The 19,992-nt window shown below is 67.1% G+C and carries 22 protein-coding genes and 4 tRNA genes; 15 read left to right on the top strand and 11 right to left on the bottom strand.

All coding sequences use genetic code 11. The features are described from left to right. Positions 1 to 99 precede the first annotated feature (99 nt). Positions 100 to 1,443 carry a TIGR00366 family protein gene (locus A5659_RS17780; protein ID WP_369829383.1) on the top strand — a complete coding sequence of 448 codons (1,344 nt, stop codon included), beginning with the start codon at positions 100 to 102 and terminating at the stop codon, positions 1,441 to 1,443. A 31-nt stretch (positions 1,444 to 1,474) separates the two neighbouring features. On the opposite strand, the gene A5659_RS17775 is transcribed toward A5659_RS17780, so the two are convergent. From A5659_RS17775 to A5659_RS17765, 3 genes are all read right to left on the bottom strand, one after another. Beyond that, positions 1,475 to 1,551, bottom strand: a tRNA-Phe gene (locus A5659_RS17775). Positions 1,552 to 1,578: 27 nt separating this feature from the next. Continuing rightward, positions 1,579 to 1,655, bottom strand: a tRNA-Asp gene (locus A5659_RS17770). Between the two features lie 29 nt (positions 1,656 to 1,684). Further along, positions 1,685 to 1,757 (bottom strand) — tRNA-Glu (locus tag A5659_RS17765). Positions 1,758 to 1,881: 124 nt separating this feature from the next. Here A5659_RS17765 and A5659_RS17760 point away from each other — a divergent pair. Further along, positions 1,882 to 1,957 (top strand) — tRNA-Lys (locus A5659_RS17760). 32 nt (positions 1,958 to 1,989) lie between these two features. Here A5659_RS17760 and A5659_RS17755 read toward each other — a convergent pair. Beyond that, the gene (locus A5659_RS17755; protein ID WP_067182998.1) at positions 1,990 to 2,889 is read right to left on the bottom strand and encodes a class I SAM-dependent methyltransferase; all 900 of its coding nucleotides are present in this window, start codon (positions 2,887 to 2,889) and stop codon (positions 1,990 to 1,992) included. Between the two features lie 118 nt (positions 2,890 to 3,007). Between A5659_RS17755 and A5659_RS17750 the strand changes: the two genes are divergently transcribed. From A5659_RS17750 to A5659_RS17740, 3 genes are read left to right on the top strand one after another with little or no spacing between them, the layout of a single operon-like run. Beyond that, a complete protein-coding gene (locus A5659_RS17750; protein ID WP_066880617.1) occupies positions 3,008 to 3,505 on the top strand; it encodes a nucleoside deaminase in 498 nt (165 codons plus the stop codon). 44 nt (positions 3,506 to 3,549) lie between these two features. Then, entirely contained in the window at positions 3,550 to 3,957 is a 408-nt protein-coding gene (locus A5659_RS17745; protein WP_067182995.1) for a metalloregulator ArsR/SmtB family transcription factor, read from the top strand. Between the two features lie 44 nt (positions 3,958 to 4,001). Continuing rightward, the gene (locus tag A5659_RS17740; protein ID WP_066865572.1) at positions 4,002 to 4,205 is read left to right on the top strand and encodes a zinc transporter Slc39a7; all 204 of its coding nucleotides are present in this window, start codon (positions 4,002 to 4,004) and stop codon (positions 4,203 to 4,205) included. A gap of 21 nt (positions 4,206 to 4,226) precedes the next feature. Here the strand turns inward: A5659_RS17740 and A5659_RS17735 are convergent, their stop codons facing one another. After that, positions 4,227 to 5,291, bottom strand: a complete 1,065-nt coding sequence (locus tag A5659_RS17735; RefSeq protein WP_067182992.1) for an oxygenase MpaB family protein — start codon at positions 5,289 to 5,291, stop codon at positions 4,227 to 4,229. Positions 5,292 to 5,359: 68 nt separating this feature from the next. Here A5659_RS17735 and A5659_RS17730 point away from each other — a divergent pair, with 68 nt between their 5' ends. The 5 genes from A5659_RS17730 to phoU all read left to right on the top strand — a co-directional run bounded on the left by A5659_RS17730 (position 5,360) and on the right by phoU (position 11,310). After that, entirely contained in the window at positions 5,360 to 5,974 is a 615-nt protein-coding gene (locus A5659_RS17730; protein WP_156749257.1) for a TetR/AcrR family transcriptional regulator, read from the top strand. A 169-nt stretch (positions 5,975 to 6,143) separates the two neighbouring features. Beyond that, the gene (locus A5659_RS17725; protein ID WP_066865563.1) at positions 6,144 to 7,166 is read left to right on the top strand and encodes an acyl-ACP desaturase; all 1,023 of its coding nucleotides are present in this window, start codon (positions 6,144 to 6,146) and stop codon (positions 7,164 to 7,166) included. A 7-nt stretch (positions 7,167 to 7,173) separates the two neighbouring features. Then, positions 7,174 to 8,307 carry a tRNA dihydrouridine synthase DusB gene (gene dusB / locus A5659_RS17720; protein ID WP_066865560.1) on the top strand — a complete coding sequence of 378 codons (1,134 nt, stop codon included), beginning with the start codon at positions 7,174 to 7,176 and terminating at the stop codon, positions 8,305 to 8,307. Positions 8,308 to 8,516: 209 nt separating this feature from the next. After that, positions 8,517 to 10,583, top strand: a complete 2,067-nt coding sequence (locus A5659_RS17715; protein WP_067182986.1) for an LCP family protein — start codon at positions 8,517 to 8,519, stop codon at positions 10,581 to 10,583. Between the two features lie 58 nt (positions 10,584 to 10,641). Beyond that, positions 10,642 to 11,310 (top strand): phosphate signaling complex protein PhoU, encoded by a 669-nt coding sequence (phoU, locus tag A5659_RS17710; protein WP_064951288.1) that lies wholly within the window; start codon positions 10,642 to 10,644, stop codon positions 11,308 to 11,310. An 8-nt stretch (positions 11,311 to 11,318) separates the two neighbouring features. Here the strand turns inward: phoU and pstB are convergent, their stop codons facing one another. The 6 genes from pstB to A5659_RS17680 all read right to left on the bottom strand — a co-directional run bounded on the left by pstB (position 11,319) and on the right by A5659_RS17680 (position 17,113). After that, the gene (gene pstB, locus A5659_RS17705; protein WP_066865555.1) at positions 11,319 to 12,095 is read right to left on the bottom strand and encodes a phosphate ABC transporter ATP-binding protein PstB; all 777 of its coding nucleotides are present in this window, start codon (positions 12,093 to 12,095) and stop codon (positions 11,319 to 11,321) included. 13 nt (positions 12,096 to 12,108) lie between these two features. Continuing rightward, a complete protein-coding gene (gene pstA / locus A5659_RS17700) occupies positions 12,109 to 13,023 on the bottom strand; it encodes a phosphate ABC transporter permease PstA (RefSeq protein ID WP_066865552.1) in 915 nt (304 codons plus the stop codon). Continuing rightward, complete coding sequence (gene pstC / locus A5659_RS17695; RefSeq protein ID WP_067141453.1) at positions 13,020 to 14,063, bottom strand: phosphate ABC transporter permease subunit PstC; 1,044 nt, start codon at positions 14,061 to 14,063, stop codon at positions 13,020 to 13,022. Before pstC ends, pstA begins: the two co-directional genes overlap by 4 nt. A gap of 51 nt (positions 14,064 to 14,114) precedes the next feature. Next, positions 14,115 to 15,239: a phosphate ABC transporter substrate-binding protein PstS gene (gene pstS / locus A5659_RS17690; protein ID WP_066865852.1), complete on the bottom strand. Its 1,125-nt coding sequence runs from the start codon at positions 15,237 to 15,239 to the stop codon at positions 14,115 to 14,117. A 165-nt stretch (positions 15,240 to 15,404) separates the two neighbouring features. Continuing rightward, positions 15,405 to 16,340 (bottom strand): mycothiol synthase, encoded by a 936-nt coding sequence (mshD, locus tag A5659_RS17685; RefSeq protein ID WP_067182983.1) that lies wholly within the window; start codon positions 16,338 to 16,340, stop codon positions 15,405 to 15,407. Beyond that, complete coding sequence (locus A5659_RS17680; protein WP_066865540.1) at positions 16,337 to 17,113, bottom strand: response regulator transcription factor; 777 nt, start codon at positions 17,111 to 17,113, stop codon at positions 16,337 to 16,339. Before A5659_RS17680 ends, mshD begins: the two co-directional genes overlap by 4 nt. Positions 17,114 to 17,290: 177 nt before the next feature. On the opposite strand from A5659_RS17680, the gene lmeA reads away from it, so the two are divergent. From lmeA to A5659_RS17660, 5 genes are all read left to right on the top strand, one after another. Further along, positions 17,291 to 18,103, top strand: a complete 813-nt coding sequence (gene lmeA / locus A5659_RS17675; protein ID WP_066865536.1) for a mannan chain length control protein LmeA — start codon at positions 17,291 to 17,293, stop codon at positions 18,101 to 18,103. Then, positions 18,100 to 18,519, top strand: coding sequence for a thioredoxin family protein (locus A5659_RS17670; RefSeq protein WP_067182980.1), 420 nt, complete (start codon positions 18,100 to 18,102; stop codon positions 18,517 to 18,519). The genes lmeA and A5659_RS17670 overlap by 4 nt, the downstream gene beginning before the upstream one ends. Positions 18,520 to 18,524: 5 nt before the next feature. Further along, positions 18,525 to 18,638: a putative leader peptide gene (locus A5659_RS29000; protein WP_369827468.1), complete on the top strand. Its 114-nt coding sequence runs from the start codon at positions 18,525 to 18,527 to the stop codon at positions 18,636 to 18,638. A 101-nt stretch (positions 18,639 to 18,739) separates the two neighbouring features. Then, positions 18,740 to 19,210 carry a DUF4395 domain-containing protein gene (locus A5659_RS17665; protein WP_067182975.1) on the top strand — a complete coding sequence of 157 codons (471 nt, stop codon included), beginning with the start codon at positions 18,740 to 18,742 and terminating at the stop codon, positions 19,208 to 19,210. A 36-nt stretch (positions 19,211 to 19,246) separates the two neighbouring features. Then, positions 19,247 to 19,992, top strand: a 746-nt coding sequence (locus tag A5659_RS17660; RefSeq protein ID WP_067023356.1) for a sulfurtransferase, incomplete at its 3' end; no start/stop codon positions are given.

Raw genomic sequence — 19,992 nt, 5'->3', positions numbered from 1 at the left:
GCCGAACGGCCAACGGCGTCAGGAGAAGAACCCGAACCCGGACGACGCGGCGTCATCCAGGCTTTCACCGCGCTCTGTGTCCGATACGTCGAACGGCTGATGCCCGACCCCTACCTGTTCGCGGTCATCCTCACCGTCATCGTCGCCGCGCTGGTGGCGCTCTTGGTCAAGGGCGCCTCGGCGGGCGGCATGCTCAGGGCGTGGTACGGCGGCGTGTGGGGATCGCAGAACATCTTCACCTTCGCCTTCCAGATGGTCCTGATCCTGGTGACCGGCTACACGCTCGCCGAGGCGCCGGTGCTGAAGCGGGCCATCGTCCACATCGCGAGCAAGCCGCGCAACCAGGTGCAGGGCGCCCTGCTCTGTTTCGGCGTGAGCGCCGCACTGTCGCTGCTGAACTGGGGGCTCGGGCTGGTCGCGGGCGCGCTGATCGCCCGCCAGGTCGCGAAGCGCTGCACCGACACACATTTCGGCTACCTCATCGCGGGGGCGTTCATGGGCTTCATCGTCTGGACGCAGGGACTGTCGTCGTCGATCGCGCTGGCGAACACGGACGACGGCAGCCCAATCAACGTCATTCACAAGATGACTGGGGCCACGGTGCCGCTCAAGCTGACGATCTTCGAGCCCTACAGCTGGCTGTCGGTGCTCGTCGTGCTGGCGCTGCTCGCGCTTGCGATCTGGCGCATGCAGCCAACGCAGCGCCTGGCGCCCGATCCCGCGGTGTTCGAGGAGGAGGGCGGCTCGGAGGCCCGGTCCGAGGCCAAGGCCGAGGGCATGCGATCGTTCGCCGAATGGCTGGAAAACCAGTGGATTCTCAACGTCCTCGTGTTCGCCGCGGGCGTTGCCTACTTCTGCCTCAGCGGTTTTGCGCTGAACATCTCGTCGATGATCATGTTGTTCACGATCACCAGTGCGTTGCTGCACCGCACGCCGATCCGGTTCATCCGGGCCTTCACGGGCGCAGCCAAGGTGTCCGGTCCGCTGTTGCTGCAGTACCCGCTCTACGGGGGTCTGGTTGCTCTGCTCGGGTATGCGCCCGCGCACGCCGGCGGCAAGGCCGTGCCCCTGCAGACGCTGCTGGCCCACGGGCTGGTGAGCGGCGCGACGCAGTACACGCTGCCGTTCCTGACCTTCATCGGCTCGCTGATCATCAGCCTGTTCGTGCCGTCCGGCGGCGGGCACTGGGCCGTGCAGGGCCCGATCGCGGTGGATTCGGCGCGGGCGGTCGGTCAGACTTCGCCGGCCTACCTCGGGCTGATGTCCATGGCGGTCGCCGTCGGCGAGGGGGTGGCGAACATGATCCAGCCGTTCTGGTTGCTGCCGCTGCTCGCGATCGCGAAACTGAATGTCCGTCAGGTAATGGGGTTCACGATCGTGGCGTTCCTGATCGGGCTGGTGGTGTTGGGCGCGACCACTCTGATTGCGCCCTACGTGGTTTGACGCCGCGCAACATCGAGAAGTCGCATATCCGTGGTGGCCAGGGGCGGGATCGAACCGCCGACCTTCCGCTTTTCAGGCGGACGCTCGTACCGACTGAGCTACCTGGCCGGAAGGCAGCGAGTGCCTCGCCGCGCTTGGCGACCCTGACGGGACTCGAACCCGCGACCTCCGCCGTGACAGGGCGGCGCGCTAACCAACTGCGCCACAGGGCCTTGCTGCTGCTCCGCGTCACCGCGTCGCGTACCCCCAACGGGATTCGAACCCGTGCTACCGCCGTGAAAGGGCGGCGTCCTAGGCCACTAGACGATGGGGGCCAGAACCGAATCACTCCGGGGTACTCGCAACGTGGTTTCGTTGGGAGCCACGTCAGCTTAGGTCACGGTGTGCCCAATCCTCAAACGAGCCTCGTTTTCGGTCCAAGTATCCTGAATCTTCGCGGCCCCTATAGCTCAGTTGGTAGAGCTACGGACTTTTAATCCGCAGGTCCCAGGTTCGAGCCCTGGTGGGGGCACCACACTGCGCGCGGTGCCGCTGCGCGCACCGTAATCATCGCCCGAGCACCGCGCTGCTGTAGGTGACATCGGCGAAGGCCGCGGCGACGTCGTCGTCGGCGTAGACAAACCCGTTGGCCGCATGCAACTCCGCGATGGTCTGTGACGTGGTCTGCCAGCCGCGCCGGCCCAGGTGGTCGACGATGTGGCTGCGCTGGCCGTGGTACACGAGATCGTTGAAGTCGATTTCGAACCCGAGTTCGCTCATCCGGTCGTGGTGCGCGCGCCACCGCGGGTCCGCGAAAACCGCAGTGTCAGGCACGAATTCGAAGGCGAGGCGGCTGCCGGGGGCACTCAGGTCGGTGACGTTGTCGAACAACGCGTCCTGGGCGTCGTCGGGCAGGTAGACCACCAGACCCTCGGCGCTCCATGCCGAGGGCGCCTGCGGATCGAATCCGGCCGTCTGCAGGGCCGAGGCCCAGTCGTCGCGCAGGTCGATGCCCACGGTGCGACGCTCGGCCGTCGGCTCGGCCCCCAGGTCACCCAGCGTCAGGGTCTTGAACTCGATCACCTCCGGCATGTCGACCTCGTAGACGACGGTGCCCGTCGGCCAGGGCAGCCGGTAGGCCCGGGAATCTAGCCCCGACGCGAGGATCACCACCTGGCCGATGCCGCTGCGGGTGGCGTCCAGAAAGAATTGGTCGTAGAACCGGGTCCGGCAGGCCATCCCGCGCGCCATTCGCTGCGGATCGAACTCCGTGTTGCCGCCGGGCGCGATTTCGCCGTTCACCAACCGGACATAGACGTCGATACCGACCGCCCGAACCAGCGGCGCGGCGTAGGGGTCGTCGATCAACTTCGCGTCCGAGGACAGGGCCCGCTGGGCGGCCACCATGGTCGCCGTCGCCCCGACACTGGTCGCCAGATCCCATCGATCACGTTCGGCGCGCGCCATGGTGCCCCCTTTGAAACCGGGTCCGGAAAAAGATAGACAATCTAGTTAGTATCACAAGCTCGGGTTCCGCCGTGCGGGGCTACTCTGCGAGTTATCTGCTCCCGTTTCAGGAGGGCCCGTGACCGATTTCGCACAGCGGACGATCGACCTGGCGCGCCGAAACGTGGCAGACGGGGGCCGCCCCTTCGCGACGGTGATCGTCCAGGACGGCGACGTGCTCGCCGAGAGCGCCAACAAGGTGGCCCAGACCAACGACCCCACCGCGCATGCGGAAATCCTCGCCATCCGCGAGGCGTGCATGAAGATGGGCACCGAGCACCTCGTCGATGCCACCATCTACGTGCTCGCCCATCCGTGCCCGATGTGCCTGGGCTCGCTGTATTACTGCTCACCCAAAGAAGTGGTTTTCCTGACCACCCGTGAGACCTACGAGCAGTACTACGTGGACGACCGCAAGTATTTCGAATTGTCCACGTTCTACGACGAATTCGCGAAGCAATGGGACCGGCGCCGCCTGCCGATGCGCTACGAGCCCAACGACGACGCCGTCGAGGTCTACCGGTTCTGGAACGAGCGCAACGGCGGACGGCGGGCGACGGTCGTCCCGTCCTGCTGAACCGTGTCCTTGGCAGCCCGACCGGGCTTCGCTAGTATTTGCGTATGCATGCAGATAATGGCAAAGGCCGGCTGCCGGACGACCAGGCCAGCCTGGTCGTCGAGGTTTTCCGGATGCTCGCCGATGCCACGCGCGTGCAGGTGCTCTGGTCGTTGACCGACCACGAGATGTCGGTCAACGAACTCGCCGAGCACGTGGGCAAGCCGGCGCCGTCGGTTTCCCAGCACCTCGCGAAGCTGCGGATGGCCCGCCTGGTCCGCACCCGCCGGGAGGGCACGACGATTTTTTACAGCCTGGAAAACGACCACGTCCGTCAACTCGTCATCGATGCGGTGTTCAACGCCGAGCACGCCGGCCCCGGCGTCCCCGGTCACCACCGCGGCGACGGCGGACTGACGGCCGTCGCCGAGCCGTCCCGTCCGCCGAACCGGCGGCACAGCGCCGCACGCTGAGCGGGCAGCAGCCACAAGGCATTTGACCCAAGGAGGGAACAGCGATGAGCGAACAGCACACTCACGACGCGCCGCACGCGCACGAACACCAGCACGGCGACGTCACCCACGCCCACGCGCACACCACCCACGAGCACGAGCACGTCGAGCACGAACACTCACACGCTCACGCCGACGGGACCGAACACACCCACGCGCACGTGCACCAGGCGGGCCTGGAAGAGGTCCACGGTCACGCCCACGCGTAGCGCGTCCGTCGCCCAAGCGGCTCAGGAGACCATCGGGCAGTAGTGCTTGGGGTTGCTGCGCTCGTCTTCGGGCGGCAGATTGCGCGCCGGCGTCTGCACCAGCGGCGTATCGAGGGGGATCCGCCCGCTGGCGCGGTCCAGACCGGCGCGCGCCCGTGGGTGCTTGCGATACCTGCTCGGCACCAGGGCAAACACCCCGCGAACGAGGTCACCGAAGCGCCGGTGCAACCATTCGTCGCGGGCCGACCACCGGTAGCCCATCAGCTCGCGCACCGGCGGGTCGTACAGGCCGACCGTCACCCAGACGAAAAACGGCGCCAGCAGTTTGCGCTGGGCCGCCCATAGCGCGTCCGGAATCCATTGCGCGAAGGGGGGTTTCGGCAACTCGGTCAGGTCGAGCACGGCCCGCGCCGCCCAGTTGCTCTCCAGCACGTTGCGGCACATGTGGTCCCAATAGACCTGGAACTCTTCCCACGACTTAGGCACCGGCCGCATGCTCATGCCGTACATGCGGTACCACTCGACGTGTTCGTCGAACAGCTGGCGCTTCTGCTCCTCGGTGATTCCGCCGCAGAATCGCTCGGCGACGTGAATGGTGCCCATGAAGAAGGTGGAGTGCGCCCAATAGAAGACGTCGGGGTTCAACGCGTGGTAGCGCCGGCCCTGTTCGTCGACCCCCTTGATGTCGGTGTGATAGTCGCGGACCTCGGCGCCGGTGACCGGCGCGCGGTCCCCGTCGAAGACGACACCCCCGATGGGATAGAGCGAGCGCAGCAGGCGCGGCCAGCGCTCGCGAAAGAAGGTGGAGTGGTCGATGACCGCCGCGCCCAGTTGCGGGTGCATGTTCTGCATCGATCCCGCCCAGGGTCCCTGCAGCATGCCCCGCCAGTCACCGAAGTACCGCCAGGTCAGCGAATCGGGTCCCAGCGGTGCGGGTGGCGCGTCGTATCCCGCCGGCGATACCGGGCAGCCCCCGCCGACGCCGTCGGGCGAGTCGCTCGAAACCGACTGCTCAGCGGTACCGGTCCCGTCGCTGCGCGCTTCGTCGCTGGTCAGAGGGCGCGATGCGGACGTATCTTGAGTCACTATTGGATCCCTGTAGGTATCGTGAAAATCTGACTACAACCGTTGTCAATTTAGAGCTTAGGAGCGATGTGCAGACGGGTCAACGACGGGGACGCTGGACCGGCGTCCCCTTGGAGAGCCGTCTCGCGCTTCGCCGCGACAACCTCATCAGCGCCGGGGTGCAGTTGCTGGGCAGCCCCGGTGGGCCGGCGCTGACCGTGCGCGCGGTTTGCCGCGCGGCCGCGCTGACTGAGCGCTACTTCTACGAAAGCTTCGCCGACCGTGACGAATTCGTGCGCGCGGTCTACGACGATGTGTGCAGGCGCGCGATGGACACACTGACCTCGGCGACGACCCCGCGCGAGGCCGTCGAGCGATTCGTCGAGCTGATGGTCGACGACCCGGTCCGCGGACGCGTGCTGTTGCTGGCGCCGGCGGTCGAGCCGGTGCTCACCCGCTCCGGGGCCGAGTGGATGCCCAATTTCATCGACCTGCTGCAGCGCAAGCTGTCCCGCATCGGCGACGCCGTGCTGCAGAAGATGATCGCGACCAGCCTGGTGGGCGGGCTGTCGAGCCTGTTCACCGCCTACCTGCATGGGCAGCTGGGTGCCAGCCGCACGCAGTTCATCGATTACTGCATCAACATGCTCTATATCAGCGCCGCGCCCTACGTCCCGGCCAACGAGCTCGGCAAGTCGCAGTGACGCGTTTTCAATTCCGCCGCATCGGCAAGCCGTACAACTAGACCTACCGAACCGGACCCTCGAAACCGGCATCAAAACGTCACCTGGCGCGCCGGACGAGGAACTTGATGCTACTGAAGTACACAGATATATTGACTGCTACCCATCGACACAGATAACTGGAGGCCCTATGTCAGCGGAGCTGACAAACCTACAGCTGCTGCACGAGCTCGAGCCGTTCGTCGAGAAATACCTGAACCGGCACGAGAGCATGCACAAGAACTGGAACCCGCACGACTACATCCCGTGGTCGGACGGTAAGAACTACTACGCGCTCGGTGGGCAGGATTGGGAGCCCGGTCAGTCGAAGTTGTCAGACGTCGCCCAGATCGCGATGGTGCAGAACCTGATGACCGAAGACAACCTGCCGTCCTATCACCGCGAGATCGCGATGAACTTCGGCCTGGACAACGCGTGGGGCCAGTGGGTCAACCGCTGGACCGCCGAGGAGAACCGGCACGGCATCGCGCTGCGCGACTACCTGGTGGTGACCCGCGCGGTCGACCCCGTCGAACTGGAGAAGCTGCGCATCGAGGTGGTGAACCGCGGCTTCAGCCCCGGCCAGAACCACCAGGTTCGCGCCGATCTGTTTGCCGAGAGCCTCTTCGACTCGGTCATCTACGTGACGTTCCAGGAGCTGGCCACCCGGATCTCGCACCGCAACACGGGCAGGGCCTGCAACGAGACCATCGCCGATCAGTTGCTGGCCAAGATCTCGGCCGACGAGAACCTGCACATGATCTTCTACCGGGACGTCAGCGACGCCGGGTTCGCCGCCGCGCCCAACCAGGCGATGAGGTCGCTGCACAAGGTGCTGCGCAACTTCCAGATGCCCGGCTACCAGGTGCCCGAGTTCCGCCGCAAGGCCGTCGCCATCGCCGTCGGCGGCGTGTACGACCCGCGCATCCACCTCGACGACGTGGTCATGCCGGTGCTGAAGAAATGGCGCATCTTCGAGCGCGAGGACTTCACCGGCGAGGCGGCCGCCATGCGCGACGATCTCGCGCTGCTGATCAAGGAACTCGAGGCGACCTGCGAGAAGTTCGAGATTTCCAAGCAACGTCAGCTCGAGCGGGAAGCCCGCACGGGCAAGCGGACCACCGCGTTCGAGCTGCACAAGACCGCGGGCACGCTGACCATGAGCCGGCGGTAACCAAGCGGTGCGCATCGGATCCATCGCGCTCGCCAGCCCGGTGGTTCTGGCTCCGATGGCGGGCGTGACCAACGTCGCTTTCCGGACGCTGTGTCGCGAACTAGAGCTTGCCAAGGTCGGCACCGTCAGCGGGCTCTACGTCTGCGAAATGGTCACGGCGCGTGCGCTTGTGGAGCGTCATCCCGCCACGCTGCACATGACCACGTTCGCCCCCGACGAGTCGCCGCGGTCGCTGCAGCTCTACACCGTCGACCCCGCCACCACCTACGCCGCCGCCAAGATGATCGCCGACGAGGGCTTGGCCGATCACATCGACATGAATTTCGGCTGCCCGGTGCCCAAGGTGACCAAGCGCGGCGGCGGATCGGCGCTGCCGTACAAGCGGCGACTGTTCGGCCAGATCGTCGCCGCGGCGGTGCGCGGCACCGAGGGCACCGACATACCGGTGACCGTCAAGTTCCGCATCGGCATCGACGATGAGCACCACACGCACCTCGATGCCGGCCGCATCGCGGAAGCCGAAGGGGCGGCCGCCGTCGCGCTGCATGCCCGCACGGCGGCGCAGCGTTACTCCGGGACCGCCGACTGGGACGAGATCGCCCGGCTCAAACAGCATGTGCAGACGATCCCGGTGCTCGGCAACGGCGACATTTATGACGCCAGCGACGCGCTGACGATGATGGCCAGCACCGGCTGCGACGGCGTCGTCATCGGCCGCGGCTGCCTGGGCCGGCCGTGGCTTTTCGCCGAGCTGTCGGCCGCCTTCACCGGCAGCGCGCCGCCCACGCCGCCCACGCTGGGCGAGGTCGCCGACATCGTGCGACGGCACGGGCAGCTGCTGGCCGCGCACTTCGGCGAGGACAAGGGCATGCGCGACATCCGCAAGCACATCGGCTGGTATTTACACGGCTTCCCGGCCGGCTCCGAGCTGCGCCGGGCGCTAGCGATGGTCAAGACGCTCGACGAGCTGGACCGTCTGCTCGACCGGCTGGACGGCACGGTGCCGTTCCCGGACGAGGCGACGGGCCCGCGCGGCCGGCAGGGCTCACCGGCGCGGGTAGTGCTGCCGGAAGGGTGGCTGACCGACCCGGACGACTGCACGGTCCCGGCGGGCGCCGACGTCATGCACTCCGGGGGCTGAATCGACCGACTCGAGATCGCGTCCGGACCGATAACTCAGTAGCATGTGGGCTTTGTTGCATGCGCTCGGGTAGCGGATGGGTTCGTGCCACTGCACGAGGGCGGCAAAAAATGGTTGGCACCAGCAGCAGCGCTCACAACGCGGCGCTGCGCTGACACTACGCACGCACACGCTGACGTCTGCATCAGAGCTTCGGAGGCCGGTAGGACATGAGTGACGCCGAGAACGACGCCACTCGTAATGGTCGGCATGGCCCGGGCGGGGCGCACGCCCGCCCGATCGCGCCGGACCCGGCGCCGTTGGGCGCCGCGCCCTGGGAGCGATTCTTCCAACCACCGGCCGACGACAGCCTGCACCGGTGGCAGCCCGACACCGGCATCGAGCCCGTCGAGGCGCCCGTGGACGACACCGACGGGGGTGGATCTCACGCCGGGGGCGGCGTCAGCGTCGCGGACCTGATCGCCAAGATCGGCGCCCCCGACCGGCCCGTTCACCACCGCGCCGCTCCCGAGGATCCGGAGCCCGAGCCGAGCGGGGACCAGCCGGGCCTGCCGATCGAGCTGCAGACAACGCAGGTGATCGACGACCTGGCCTACTCCCTGGACGCGGTCGCCGAGCTTCGAGCCCTCGAGGCCGCCGACTATCCCAACGACGACGACGCGGACGACAGCGACGCCCCAGAATTCATCGAGACCGCGGAGCCCAGGCGGCGGCGCCGTCCGCTGTTGCTGGCGGCGCGGTCGACGGCGGCCCTGGCCGCCGTGCTGGTGCTGGCCATGACCGGTGGGGCGTGGCAATGGAGCGCGTCGAAGAACGCCCGGCTCAACAACGTCGCCGCGCTCGACCGGAACTCCAGCGACATCCGCGACCCGGGCGGCCAGTACGGCGACGAGGACTTCTTGATCGTCGGCCTCGACTCCCGCACGGGTGACAACGGCAACATGGGCGCCGGCACCACCGACGACGCTGACGGAGAACGGTCGGACTCGGTGATGCTGGTCAACATTCCGGCCAACCGGAAACGCGTGGTGGCCGTGTCGTTCCCCCGCGACCTGGCCATCACCCCGATGCAGTGCGAGGCGTGGAATCCCGACACCGGCAAGTACGGCCCCCTCTACGACCCGAAGACCAAGACCTACGGGCCGAAGACGATCTACACCGAGACCAAACTGAACTCCGCCTTCGCCTTCGGCGGCCCCAAGTGCCTGGTCAAGGAGATCCAGAAACTGTCCGGCTTGAGCATCAACCACTTCATCGCCGTCGATTTCGCCGGTTTCGCGAAAATGGTCGATGCCCTGGGCGGCGTCGAGGTCTGCTCGAGCACCCCGCTGCACGACTACGAGCTCGGCACCGTCCTCGAACACGGTGGCCGGCAGGTTCTCGACGGTTCGACCGCGTTGAACTACGTGCGCGCCCGCCAGGTCACCACCGAAGTCAACGGCGACTATGGCCGCATCAAACGCCAGCAACTGTTCGTGTCGTCGCTGCTGCGGTCGCTGATCTCCGCGGACACCCTGCTCGACCTCAACAAGCTCAACAACGTGGTCAACATGATCATCGGCAACACCGTCGTCGACAACGTCCAGTCCAAGGACCTGGTCCAACTGGGGCAGTCGCTGCAGGGCATCGCGGCCGGGCACGTCACCTTCGTCACCGTCCCGACCGGTGTCACCGACCAGAACGGCGACGAGCCGCCGCGGATCGCCGACATGCGGGCACTGTTCGATGCCATCATCAACGATGATCCGCTGCCCGAAGAAAACGACCAGAACGCACAGAATTTGAGCGCCTCCCCGACGACGGGGCCCTCGAAGGCGCCCACCACCAAGAAGTCGCCGGCGCCGGCGCCCGAGGCCCAACACGAGCTGATCACCACGACCTCGCCCAGCGGCGTGACGGTGCGGGTGTCCAACGCGACCACGCAGAGCGGTCTGGCCGCCACCGCGACCACCCAGCTCAAGCGGGACGGCTTCAACGTGATGTCACCCGACGATTACCCGAGTTCGGTGAGCGCGACGACGGTGCTGTTCTCGCCCGGCAACGAGGAGGCCGCCGCCACCGTCGCGTCCTCGTTGACCAACGCGAAGGTGCAGCGGGTCTCCGGCTACGGGCAGGTGGTGCAGGTGGTGCTGGGCCCCGACTTCAAGTCGGTCAGCACTCCGTCGCCCAGCGGCTCGTCGATGAATCTGCAAATCGAACGCGGCTCGAGCAATGCTCCGGCCAAGCTGCCCGAGGACCTGACCGTCACCAACGCGGCCGACACCACCTGCGAGTAACCGCTTTTGACGGCGCTGCGCTGCCCGTTTCGGGCGGACAGACCGTACCCTTGTTGATATGCGGACCGCCTACCACGAGCAACTCTCGGAGTTATCCGAGCGCCTCGGCGAGATGTGCGGCTTGGCAGGAATCGCCATGGAGCGGGCCACCCAGGCTCTGCTGCAGGCCGACTTGGTGCTAGCCGAACAAGTCATCTCCGATCACGAAGCCATCGCCGCGCTCAGCGCGCGCGCCGAGGAAAGCGCCTTCGTACTCCTGGCATTACAGGCACCGGTCGCCGGTGACCTGAGGGCCATCGTGAGTGCCATTCAGATGGTGGCGGACATCGACCGGATGGGCGCGCTGGCGCTGCACGTCGCCAAGATCGCCCGTCGTCGCCATCCCCAGCACGCCCTGCCCGAGGAGGTCAACGGCTACTTCGCCGAAATGGGCAGCATCGCAGTCGAATTGGGCAACAGCGCCCAGGAGGTGGTGTTGTCCCGCGACCCGGAGAAGGCCGCCCGGATCCGCGAAGAAGACGACGCCATGGACGATCTGCACCGGCACCTGTTCTCGGTGCTGATGGACCGTGAATGGAAACACGGCGTCGCCGCGGCCGTCGACGTGACGCTGCTGGGCAGGTTCTACGAGCGCTTCGCCGACCACGCCGTCGAGGTGGCCCGGCGGGTCATCTTCCAGGCGACCGGCAGGCTGCCCGAGGAAGAAGCGAAATCCGCGTCGCAGTAACGATCGGGCTAGCCGAAGCGGCCCGAGATGTAGTCCTCGGTGGCCTTCTGGCTCGGGTTGGAGAAGATCTTCTCGGTGTCGTCGACTTCGATCAGCCGCCCCGGTTTTCCGACCGCTTCCAGGTTGAAGAACGCCGTGTAGTCACTGACCCGCGCCGCCTGCTGCATGTTGTGGGTGACGATGACGATGGTGTAGTCCTGCTTCAGTTCGCTGATCAGCTCTTCGATGGCCATCGTCGAGATGGGGTCCAGCGCCGAACACGGCTCGTCCATCAGCAGCACGTCGGGTTGCACGGCGATGGCCCGCGCGATGCACAGGCGCTGCTGCTGCCCGCCCGACAGTCCTCCTCCTGGCCTGTCCAACCGGTTCTTGACCTCGTCCCACAGGTTCGCCCCGCGTAGCGAATACTCGGCCGTCTCATCGAGCACCTTGCGGTTGCGGACCCCCTGCAGCCGCAGGCCGGCGACCACGTTGTCGCGAATCGACATAGCGGGGAACGGGTTTGGCCGCTGGAACACCATCCCGATGGCCCGGCGTACGCCGACCGGGTCGACGCCGGCGCCGTAGATGTCTTCGTCGTCGAGCAGCACGCTGCCCTCGACCCGTCCACCGGGCACCACCTCGTGCATGCGGTTGAGCGTGCGCAACACCGTCGTCTTGCCGCACCCCGAGGGCCCGATGAACGCGGTCACGCTGCGGGGCAGAACCGACAGCGTCACATCCGAGACCGCGTGAAACGATCCGTAATAGATGTTGACGCCCTTGAGGTCCAACCGTTTGGCCACTTAGTGCTCCTGCCTATGACTTCCTGGCGCCCAGGAATTTCGCTATCACTCGGGCCGCGATATTGATGATGGCGATCACCAGGATGAGGGTTAATGCGGCGCCCCACAACCGATCCGTGGGGATGGGGTTCAGGCCCGCACCGGCCGACGTCTGGTTGAACATCATGCCGGGCAATGTCCCCATGAACCCGCTGAATATGTCGAAGTTCATCGACTGCGCGTACCCCACGAGGATAAGCAGCGGCGCCGTCTCCCCCATCACCCTGGCCATCGCCAGCAGTATCCCGGTGACGATGCCCGACAGCCCGGTGGGGATGACCACCCGGGCAATGGTTTTCCACTTGGTGATGCCCAGCGCGTAACTGGCCTCGCGGAGATCCACCGGTACGATCCGCAGCATCTCCTCGGTGGCGCGCACGATCACCGGGAGCATCAGCAAGACCAGCGCCAGCGACACCGCGAACTCCGACCGCGACATCCCCAGTGTCGCCACGCACAACGCGTAGATGAACAGCGCGGCAACGATTGACGGCACACCGCTGAGGATGTCCACCATGAACGAGGCCAATCTTCCCAGCGGGGTCCCGCCGCCGTACTCGACGAGATAGATCGCGACCATCAACCCGATCGGGACTGAGATGGCGGCGCAGATCAATCCCTGCAGCACGGTGCCGACCAGCGCGTGGTAGGCGCCGCCACCGGAGACGAATGCCGTCATCCCCGCTTGCGAGTGCGACCACCACGTGGTCGACGCAATGGTCTTGAGCCCCTTGGCGACCACCGACCACAACACCATCACCAGCGGGGTCACGGCCACCAGCAGCGACAGTGAAACCAGAAGCGTCGCAATGGTATTCGCGATACGGCGGCGCCGGCTGACCGGCGAGAAGGTCCGCGGTTTGAGCGGGCGGTCCAACATCGAGGTCATTGCGCCCCCTTTCGCGCCGCCCCGGCGACGGTGCCCCGCGCCAGGGCGTCGACCACGAAGGTGAGCACGAATAGGGTCAGGCCCGCGGCGATGTACGCGCCGGCCTTGTATCGGTCGTCGAATTCGGCCGCCGCGCCGGCGATCTTGGTCGCGAAGGTGGAGCCGCCGTCGAACAGCGACCAGCCGAACGCCGACTGGGTGCCGCGCAGGATGATCAGCAGCGCCACGGTCTCACCCAGGGCGCGGCCCAGTCCCAGCATCGAGCCACTGACATAGCCCGACCGCCCGAACGGCAGCGTGACCGTCTTGATCACCTCCCAACGGGTGGCACCGAGCGCCAGCGCGGCCTCGATCTGGTCTTGCGGCGTCTGGACGAACACCTCGCGCGTGACCGCGGTGATGATCGGCAGGATCATCACCGCCAGGACGATCCCGCCGGTGAAGATGGTGCCACCACCGGCCGGCGACGCGTTGCCGTTGGCGAACAGAAAACACCAACCCAGCGAGCGATTGAGCCAGGTGGCGAGGGGGCGCAGCTGCGGCGCCAACACGTACAGACCCCACGCGCCGTAGATGATCGACGGGACCGCGGCCAGCAGGTCGACCGAGTAGGCCAGCGGGGTGGCGACCCGCCGCGGCGCGTACTGCGTGATGAAGATGGCCACGCCCAGCGCGACCGGCATGGCCAGGATCAACGCGAACAGCGAGACGAACACCGTGACCGGCACCAGGCTGGCGATGCCGAAGTGCATCGCCGAGGTGTCCGTGGTGGACCAGGTGCCGCCGTAGCTGAAGAAGTTCTCCCGATTGCGGTGCAGCGCCGGTATCGCGCGCCCGAGCAAAAAGGCCGCGATCGCGGCGATGACCACGATGATGAGCACGCCCGACGACTGCGCCAGCCAGCGGAAAATCCGGTCCCCCACGTGGGGCCGGCCCTCGCCCCAGGGGCTGATCGGCGTCGCCTGCGACTCCGGAAACGGCGCGGCGACGACCGCACCCGAACCCGCGTCATTGGGATTCACCCCGGAAAACCCCGTCACTGTGATCCCGTCACAGTCCTGCTGTCGCTCCTCGAAACCCGATCCACTTGGCTACTGCAGCGCATCGATCGCCGTAACCAGTCGTTCCCTGACCTTATCGGGCAGCGGCACGTACCCGGCCCTCGCCAGTTCGCCCTGTCCGCTACCGGCGGCGATGGCGAGGAACGATTTGATGGCCGCGGAGGTCTGGGGGTCGTAGCCCTTCGAGCAGACGATCTCGTAGGTGACCAGCAGCAACGGATAGACACCCGGCTCCTCGGAGCCGTACATGGCGTTGAGGTCGAGCACCAGGTCATGGCCCTCGGCGAGGAATTTGGCCGCCTTGACGGCGTTTCCCGCCGTGTCGTTGGTCAGCGGAATGACGCCGCCGCGGGTGGCGATTTTGGCGTAGGGCATGCGGGCCTGGTCGGCGAAGCCCTTCTCGACGTATCCGATGGCGCCCGGGGTGGCCCGCACCGCCTGGATGACGCCGGCCGACTTCGCGGCGCCCTCCCCGACCCCGCCCTGGAATTCGGTGCCGACCCCTTTGGACCAGCTCTGCGGCGCGGCCGCGGTCAGATACTTCTGAACGTTGTCCGTGGTTCCCGACGAGTCGGTCCGGTAGATCGGCGTGATCTTGGTGTCGGGCAGCGCCGTGCCCGGATTGAGGGCCACCAGGATCGGGTCGTTCCAGCTGGTGATCCTGCCGGTGAAGATCTTGGCCAGCGCGTCACTGTTGATCACCAGCCCCGGATTTCCGGGCAGGTTGTAGACGATCCCGATCGGACCGAAGACCAGCGGCAGATCCCACGCCGGATTCCCGTCGCAGCGTTTCGCGGCCGGGCCGATCTGGTCGGCGACCAAGGGTGAATCCGCGCCCGCGAAGTCGACGTGCCCGGCGATGAATTGCTCACGGCCCGCACCGGATCCGGTCGGGTTGTAGGCCAGGGCCTTGCCCGGGCAGTACTGGCCCCAGACCTGGTTGAACACCGTGATCGCGTTCTCTTGGGCGGTCGAGCCCTCCGCCGTCAGCTTGTTCTTTCCATCGCACGGCGGCGTTCCGGTGACGCCGGAGACGCTGGGCGGGGTGGCACCGCGGCGGTTCTCATCGCTACCGCAGGCGGTCAGCGCTCCGGCACCGAGCGCCGTCGCCAGCGCCACGGCGGCCAGCGCCCTGCCCTGCCTGTCGAGCCTCACCGATCTCGCTTTCTTGATGCGTTGCGGGCGCACGTGGGTGTCGCTGGCCATTCTTATGTGAGGTTGCCAGGCGACGGCCAAACTATGCGCCGACGCCGGCCACAGCAACGTCTGGGCAACCAGGACCAGATTAACGATCCGGGCCGTCGGCGCTCGTACCCGCGGTCAGTTGGCCGCCGGTACGGCCGCGTATGCGGTGTCGACGCTATGGGTGGTGAAGCCCAAGCGCTCATACGTGCGCACCGCGGCGACGTTGTCCGACTCCACGTACAGCATCACGGTGGGGTCGGCTGAACTTTCCGTGTCGGCCAGGCGCCGCGCCAGCCATTCGATGCCGACGGAGGTCAGCGCCTGGCCCAGTCCGCGGCCCTGTGCCGACGGATCGACGCCCACGACGTACACCTCGCCCAGGCCGGGCCGATCGAGGTGCACCTTCGTCCAGTGGAAGCCCAGCAGCGTGCCGGGCCGATCACTTCGGGCGTCGCCGAACGCGAGAAAAAGGCCCGCCGGGTCGAACCACGGTTCGTCGCGCCGCTCTGCCAGCTCGACGTCGGTCCAGCCGCCCTGCTCGGGGTGATAGGCGAACGCGGCGTTGTTGACCCGCAGCAGCTCGGCGTCATCCGAGGGGCCCGCGTAGGAGCGGATTTCCACCCCGGGCACCGCCGGCACGGTGTCGGGCAGATCGCGCAACGAGCGCCGCATCTGCATCAGTTCCCGCACCGGGGTCAGGCCGAGCGCGGATGCGGTCGCGCGGGCCGGTTCCAGCGTGCCATGCGCCCAGAACCGGTTGCCCGCACCGGTTTTGGCCAATGCCGCGCGCACCAGCGTGGACCCGATACCGCGCCGGCGCGCCTGCGGGTGCACCACGAGTTCGGCCATGCCGGTTTCTCCGTCGCGCGCCGGGCTCAGGTTGAGATAGCCGACGATCGCGTCGGCGGATCCACTGATCAGCAGATGCTCGGTGCGGTCATGCCCGAGCTCGCGTAGCACCTGTTCGCCCACGGGCGCAACTCCGTCGTATTCCGTTGCCGCGCTGACGAGTTCGCGCACACCCTGCTGCTCTTCGACGGTCAGCGTGCGACGCCAGTCGGGCGAGGTCACTGCGGCGTATGCAACGGATCGACCAGCGGATCTTGGACGTCCTGCGATTCGGCTTCGGATTCGGCGCCGTCGGCGTCCTCGGGCTCGGCGACCGGCGTGCGGCCGCGCGCCGGGCGGACGGCCTTGTAACCCACGTTGCGCACGGTGCCGATCAGCGCCTCGTACTCGGGGCCGAGTTTGGCCCGCAGGCGACGCACGTGCACATCGACGGTGCGGGTGCCGCCGAAGAAGTCGTAGCCCCACACCTCGTGCAGCAGCTGCGCGCGGGTGAACACCCGCCCGGCATGCTGCGCCAGGTACTTGAGCAGTTCGAATTCTTTGTAGGTCAGATCCAGCGGGCGGCCCCGCAGCCGGGCGGTGTAGGTGCCTTCGTCGATCACCAACTCGCCGAGGCTGACCTTGCCGGCGCTCTCCTGGTCCGCGAGCCCGCCGCGACGGCCGACCACCAGCCGCAGCCGCGCGTCGACCTCGGCCGGCCCGGTGGTGGGCAGCAGGATCTCGTCCAGACCCCAATCGGAGCTGACCGCCACCAGCCCGCCCTCGGTGACCACGGCCAGCACCGGAACCGACCGGCCGGCCGTGCTCAGCAAGCGGCACAGCCCGCGCGCCGACGACAGGTCCGTGCGCGCGTCGACGATCACCGCATCCGCGGTCCCGGCCTCGAGCAACGAAGAGGGCTCTGGCGGCGCCGTCCGGACGGTGTGCGGAAGCAGGGACAACGACGGCAGGACCGGGTCGGGATGCAGCTCCGCGGTCAGCAGTAGTAGCTCCAACTAGCCCCTCCAGCTCGGGGGAACGGCATCTCCCAAATTCACAACGCCATTAAGCGTTAGTTACCAGGTCATCTAACGATAACGTGTCACCTGCTTTTTTCGCGTGGTAGATGGGCCAGTGTGAGCCCCGCCACGACCGGTCCGCCGGCCACCCGCTCGGGGGCGTTGCGCCACAATATGCGGGTGCGCAAGGTGCTGATTGCTCTGACCGCGACGGCGATCCTGGTCGCGGTAGTCGCCCTCGGCGCGATCGGCGTCGATTACGGGACCAGCATCTACGCCGAATACCGGCTGTCGTCCAGCGTCCGCAAGGCGGCCAGGCTGGGCACCGACCCGTTCGTGGCCATCGTGGCGTTTCCCTTCCTTCCCCAGGCGATGCGCGGCAACTACAGCCAGGTGGAGATCAAGGCCAACGCCATCGACCACACGATGACCGGCCGGGCCACGCTGGAAGCCACGATGTACTCGGTGGACCTGGCGCAGGCGTCGTGGCTGATCGGCCCGGACGCGAAGCTCGCGGTGGGCAAGCTGGAGAGCCGCATCATCGTCGACTCGACGCACCTGGGCCGGTTCATGGGCATCAGCGACCTGATGGTGGAGGCGCCGCCCAAGGAGACCAACACCTCCACCGGCGGCGTCACCGCGTCGGGCATCTCCGACAGCCACGGTCTGGTGTTCACCGGGACACCCAAATCGGCGGGCTTCGATCGGCGCGTCAGCGTCTCAGTCGACCTCTCCATCGCCCCGGACGACCCGGCGACGCTGGTCTTCACCCCGACCGGCGTGCTGACCGGATCCGACACCGCCAACCAGACGGTGCCGGCGGACAAGCGGGACGCGGTGCTGCATGCGTTCAGCGGCCGGCTGCCCGATCAGCGGCTGCCCTTCGGCGTCGCGCCGACCACCGAGGGGGCCCGCGGATCCGACGTCATCATCGAGGGCATCACCCGCGGAGTAACCGTGACCCTCGCGGGGTTTAAACAGTCATGACCGCAGTTGTCGTGATCGTCGCGGTGCTCGCGGCGGCAAGCCTCACCGGCTGGTTGCTGACCCGTCGCTCCGGAACCATCCGGGAAATCGACGCCAAGCCGGACGCCGACGCCGACGCCGACATCGCGGCGCTGGGGCTATCCCGCAGCGACCCGACCGTGGTGCATTTCAGCGCGCCGTGGTGCGGGCCGTGCGATCGGGTCCGCCGGGTCGTGGAGCAGGTCTGCGGCGACCTGGACGGCGTGGCCCACGTCGAGATCGACCTGGATGCAAACCCCGAGACCGCACGCCGCTATTCGGTCCTGTCCCTGCCCACGACGTTGATCTTCGACGCTGAGGGCCGGCAGCGCTACCGCACCTCCGGAGTGCCCAACGCCGCGGACCTGCGGTCCGCGCTGAAACCGCTGTTGGCTTGACCGCGGTGTCATTGGGTAAGCTGACCGACGTGTCAGCCCGCCTCGAGCCCATGCTCATCCAGCGTCGCGCAGTTGAACTGTGCCGCACCGCGGGCTGTTGTTGTTGCTGTTGCTGCTGAGTAGCCGCGTTCTGCGTAGCACTCGGAGCGGCCCGGGATACACACCGTGGCACGTCTCCATTCGTTTCCGTCAGCAATAGGGGTATCGAGGAGTTCCTACCTTGCCGAGCAGCAACACCACCGCGCAGCCCGACCTGGTCGACGTGCGCGGACCACGATTCGCCGCTTGGGTCACCACCGCAGTCCTGGTACTGGCGCTCGCCGTCTCGGCGGCCAGCGCTGCGGCCGCGGCGGTGATCCTGGCCGTTCAGGCCGTCATCTTCGCGATCGGCGCGGTCGGGGGGCCGCGCAAGCATCCATACGGCCGGATCTTCGCCTCCGTCGTCGCGCCCCGGCTGGGGCCGGTGCAGGACCGCGAACCGACCTCACCGCTGAAGTTCGCCCAACTCGTCGGCCTGATCTTCGCCGTGCTGGGCGTCGCCGGATTCGCCGCCGGCGCCGTCCCGGTCGGCGTCATCGCCACCGCGGCCGCTCTGGCCGCCGCGTTCCTCAACGCGGCCTTCGGCATCTGCCTGGGCTGCCAGCTCTACCCGCTGGTCGCCCGCCTCCGGCGCCCCGCGCGTCCCACCTGACCTGCTGTAACACAAGCGATTGAAAGGATCCACTCCATGGCACGCTCCGACGTCCTGGTCTCCACCGACTGGGCTGAGAGCAATCTCGACGCCTCAGGCGTCGTCTTCGTCGAAGTCGACGAAGACACCAGCGCTTACGACGCCGGCCACATCCCCGGCGCGATCAAGCTGGACTGGCGTTCCGATCTGCAGGACCCGGTCAAACGCGACTTCGTCGACGCCCAGCAGTTCTCCAAGCTGCTCAGCGAGCGCGGCATCTCCAATGACGACACGGTGATCCTCTACGGCGGCAACAACAACTGGTTCGCCGCCTACGCCTACTGGTATTTCAAGCTGTACGGGCACGACAAGGTCAAGCTGCTCGACGGCGGCCGCAAGAAGTGGGAGCTCGACGGTCGCGCGCTGACCAACGAGCCCGTCAGCAGGCCGGCGACGTCGTACACGGCCGCCGCGCCGGACAACAGCATCCGGGCGTTCCGCGACGACGTCATCGCGGCCATCAACGTCAAGAACCTGGTCGACGTGCGCTCCCCGGACGAGTTCTCCGGCAAGATCCTGGCGCCCGCGCACCTGCCGCAGGAGCAAAGCCAGCGGCCCGGCCACATTCCCGGCGCCATCAACGTGCCGTGGAGCAAGGCCGCGAACGAGGACGGCACCTTCAAGTCCGACGAGGAGCTGGCCAAGCTCTACGCCGACGCCGGCCTGGACGGGGAGAAGGAAACGATCGCCTACTGCCGCATCGGCGAGCGGTCGTCGCACACCTGGTTCGTTCTTTATGAATT

This window comes from Mycobacterium sp. 1165196.3, from assembly GCF_001673415.1.
GTDB lineage: Bacteria > Actinomycetota > Actinomycetes > Mycobacteriales > Mycobacteriaceae > Mycobacterium > Mycobacterium europaeum_A.
This window is presented reverse-complemented; position numbering and strand designations above follow the sequence as displayed.

Bases quoted from the DNA above. Each gene is read 5' to 3' on its own strand.
- A5659_RS17780 (WP_369829383.1), top strand. From the start codon at position 100: ATGCCCGACCCCTACCTGTTCGCGGTCATCCTCACCGTCATCGTCGCC.
- phoU (WP_064951288.1), top strand. From the start codon at position 10,642: ATGCGGACCGCCTACCACGAGCAACTCTCGGAGTTATCCGAGCGCCTC.
- A5659_RS17715 (WP_067182986.1), top strand. From the start codon at position 8,517: ATGAGTGACGCCGAGAACGACGCCACTCGTAATGGTCGGCATGGCCCG.
- lmeA (WP_066865536.1), top strand. From the start codon at position 17,291: ATGCGGGTGCGCAAGGTGCTGATTGCTCTGACCGCGACGGCGATCCTG.
- A5659_RS17745 (WP_067182995.1), top strand. From the start codon at position 3,550: ATGCATGCAGATAATGGCAAAGGCCGGCTGCCGGACGACCAGGCCAGC.
- pstA (WP_066865552.1), bottom strand. From the start codon at position 13,023: ATGACCTCGATGTTGGACCGCCCGCTCAAACCGCGGACCTTCTCGCCG.
- A5659_RS17725 (WP_066865563.1), top strand. From the start codon at position 6,144: ATGTCAGCGGAGCTGACAAACCTACAGCTGCTGCACGAGCTCGAGCCG.
- A5659_RS17755 (WP_067182998.1), bottom strand. From the start codon at position 2,889: ATGGCGCGCGCCGAACGTGATCGATGGGATCTGGCGACCAGTGTCGGG.
- A5659_RS17740 (WP_066865572.1), top strand. From the start codon at position 4,002: ATGAGCGAACAGCACACTCACGACGCGCCGCACGCGCACGAACACCAG.
- A5659_RS17670 (WP_067182980.1), top strand. From the start codon at position 18,100: ATGACCGCAGTTGTCGTGATCGTCGCGGTGCTCGCGGCGGCAAGCCTC.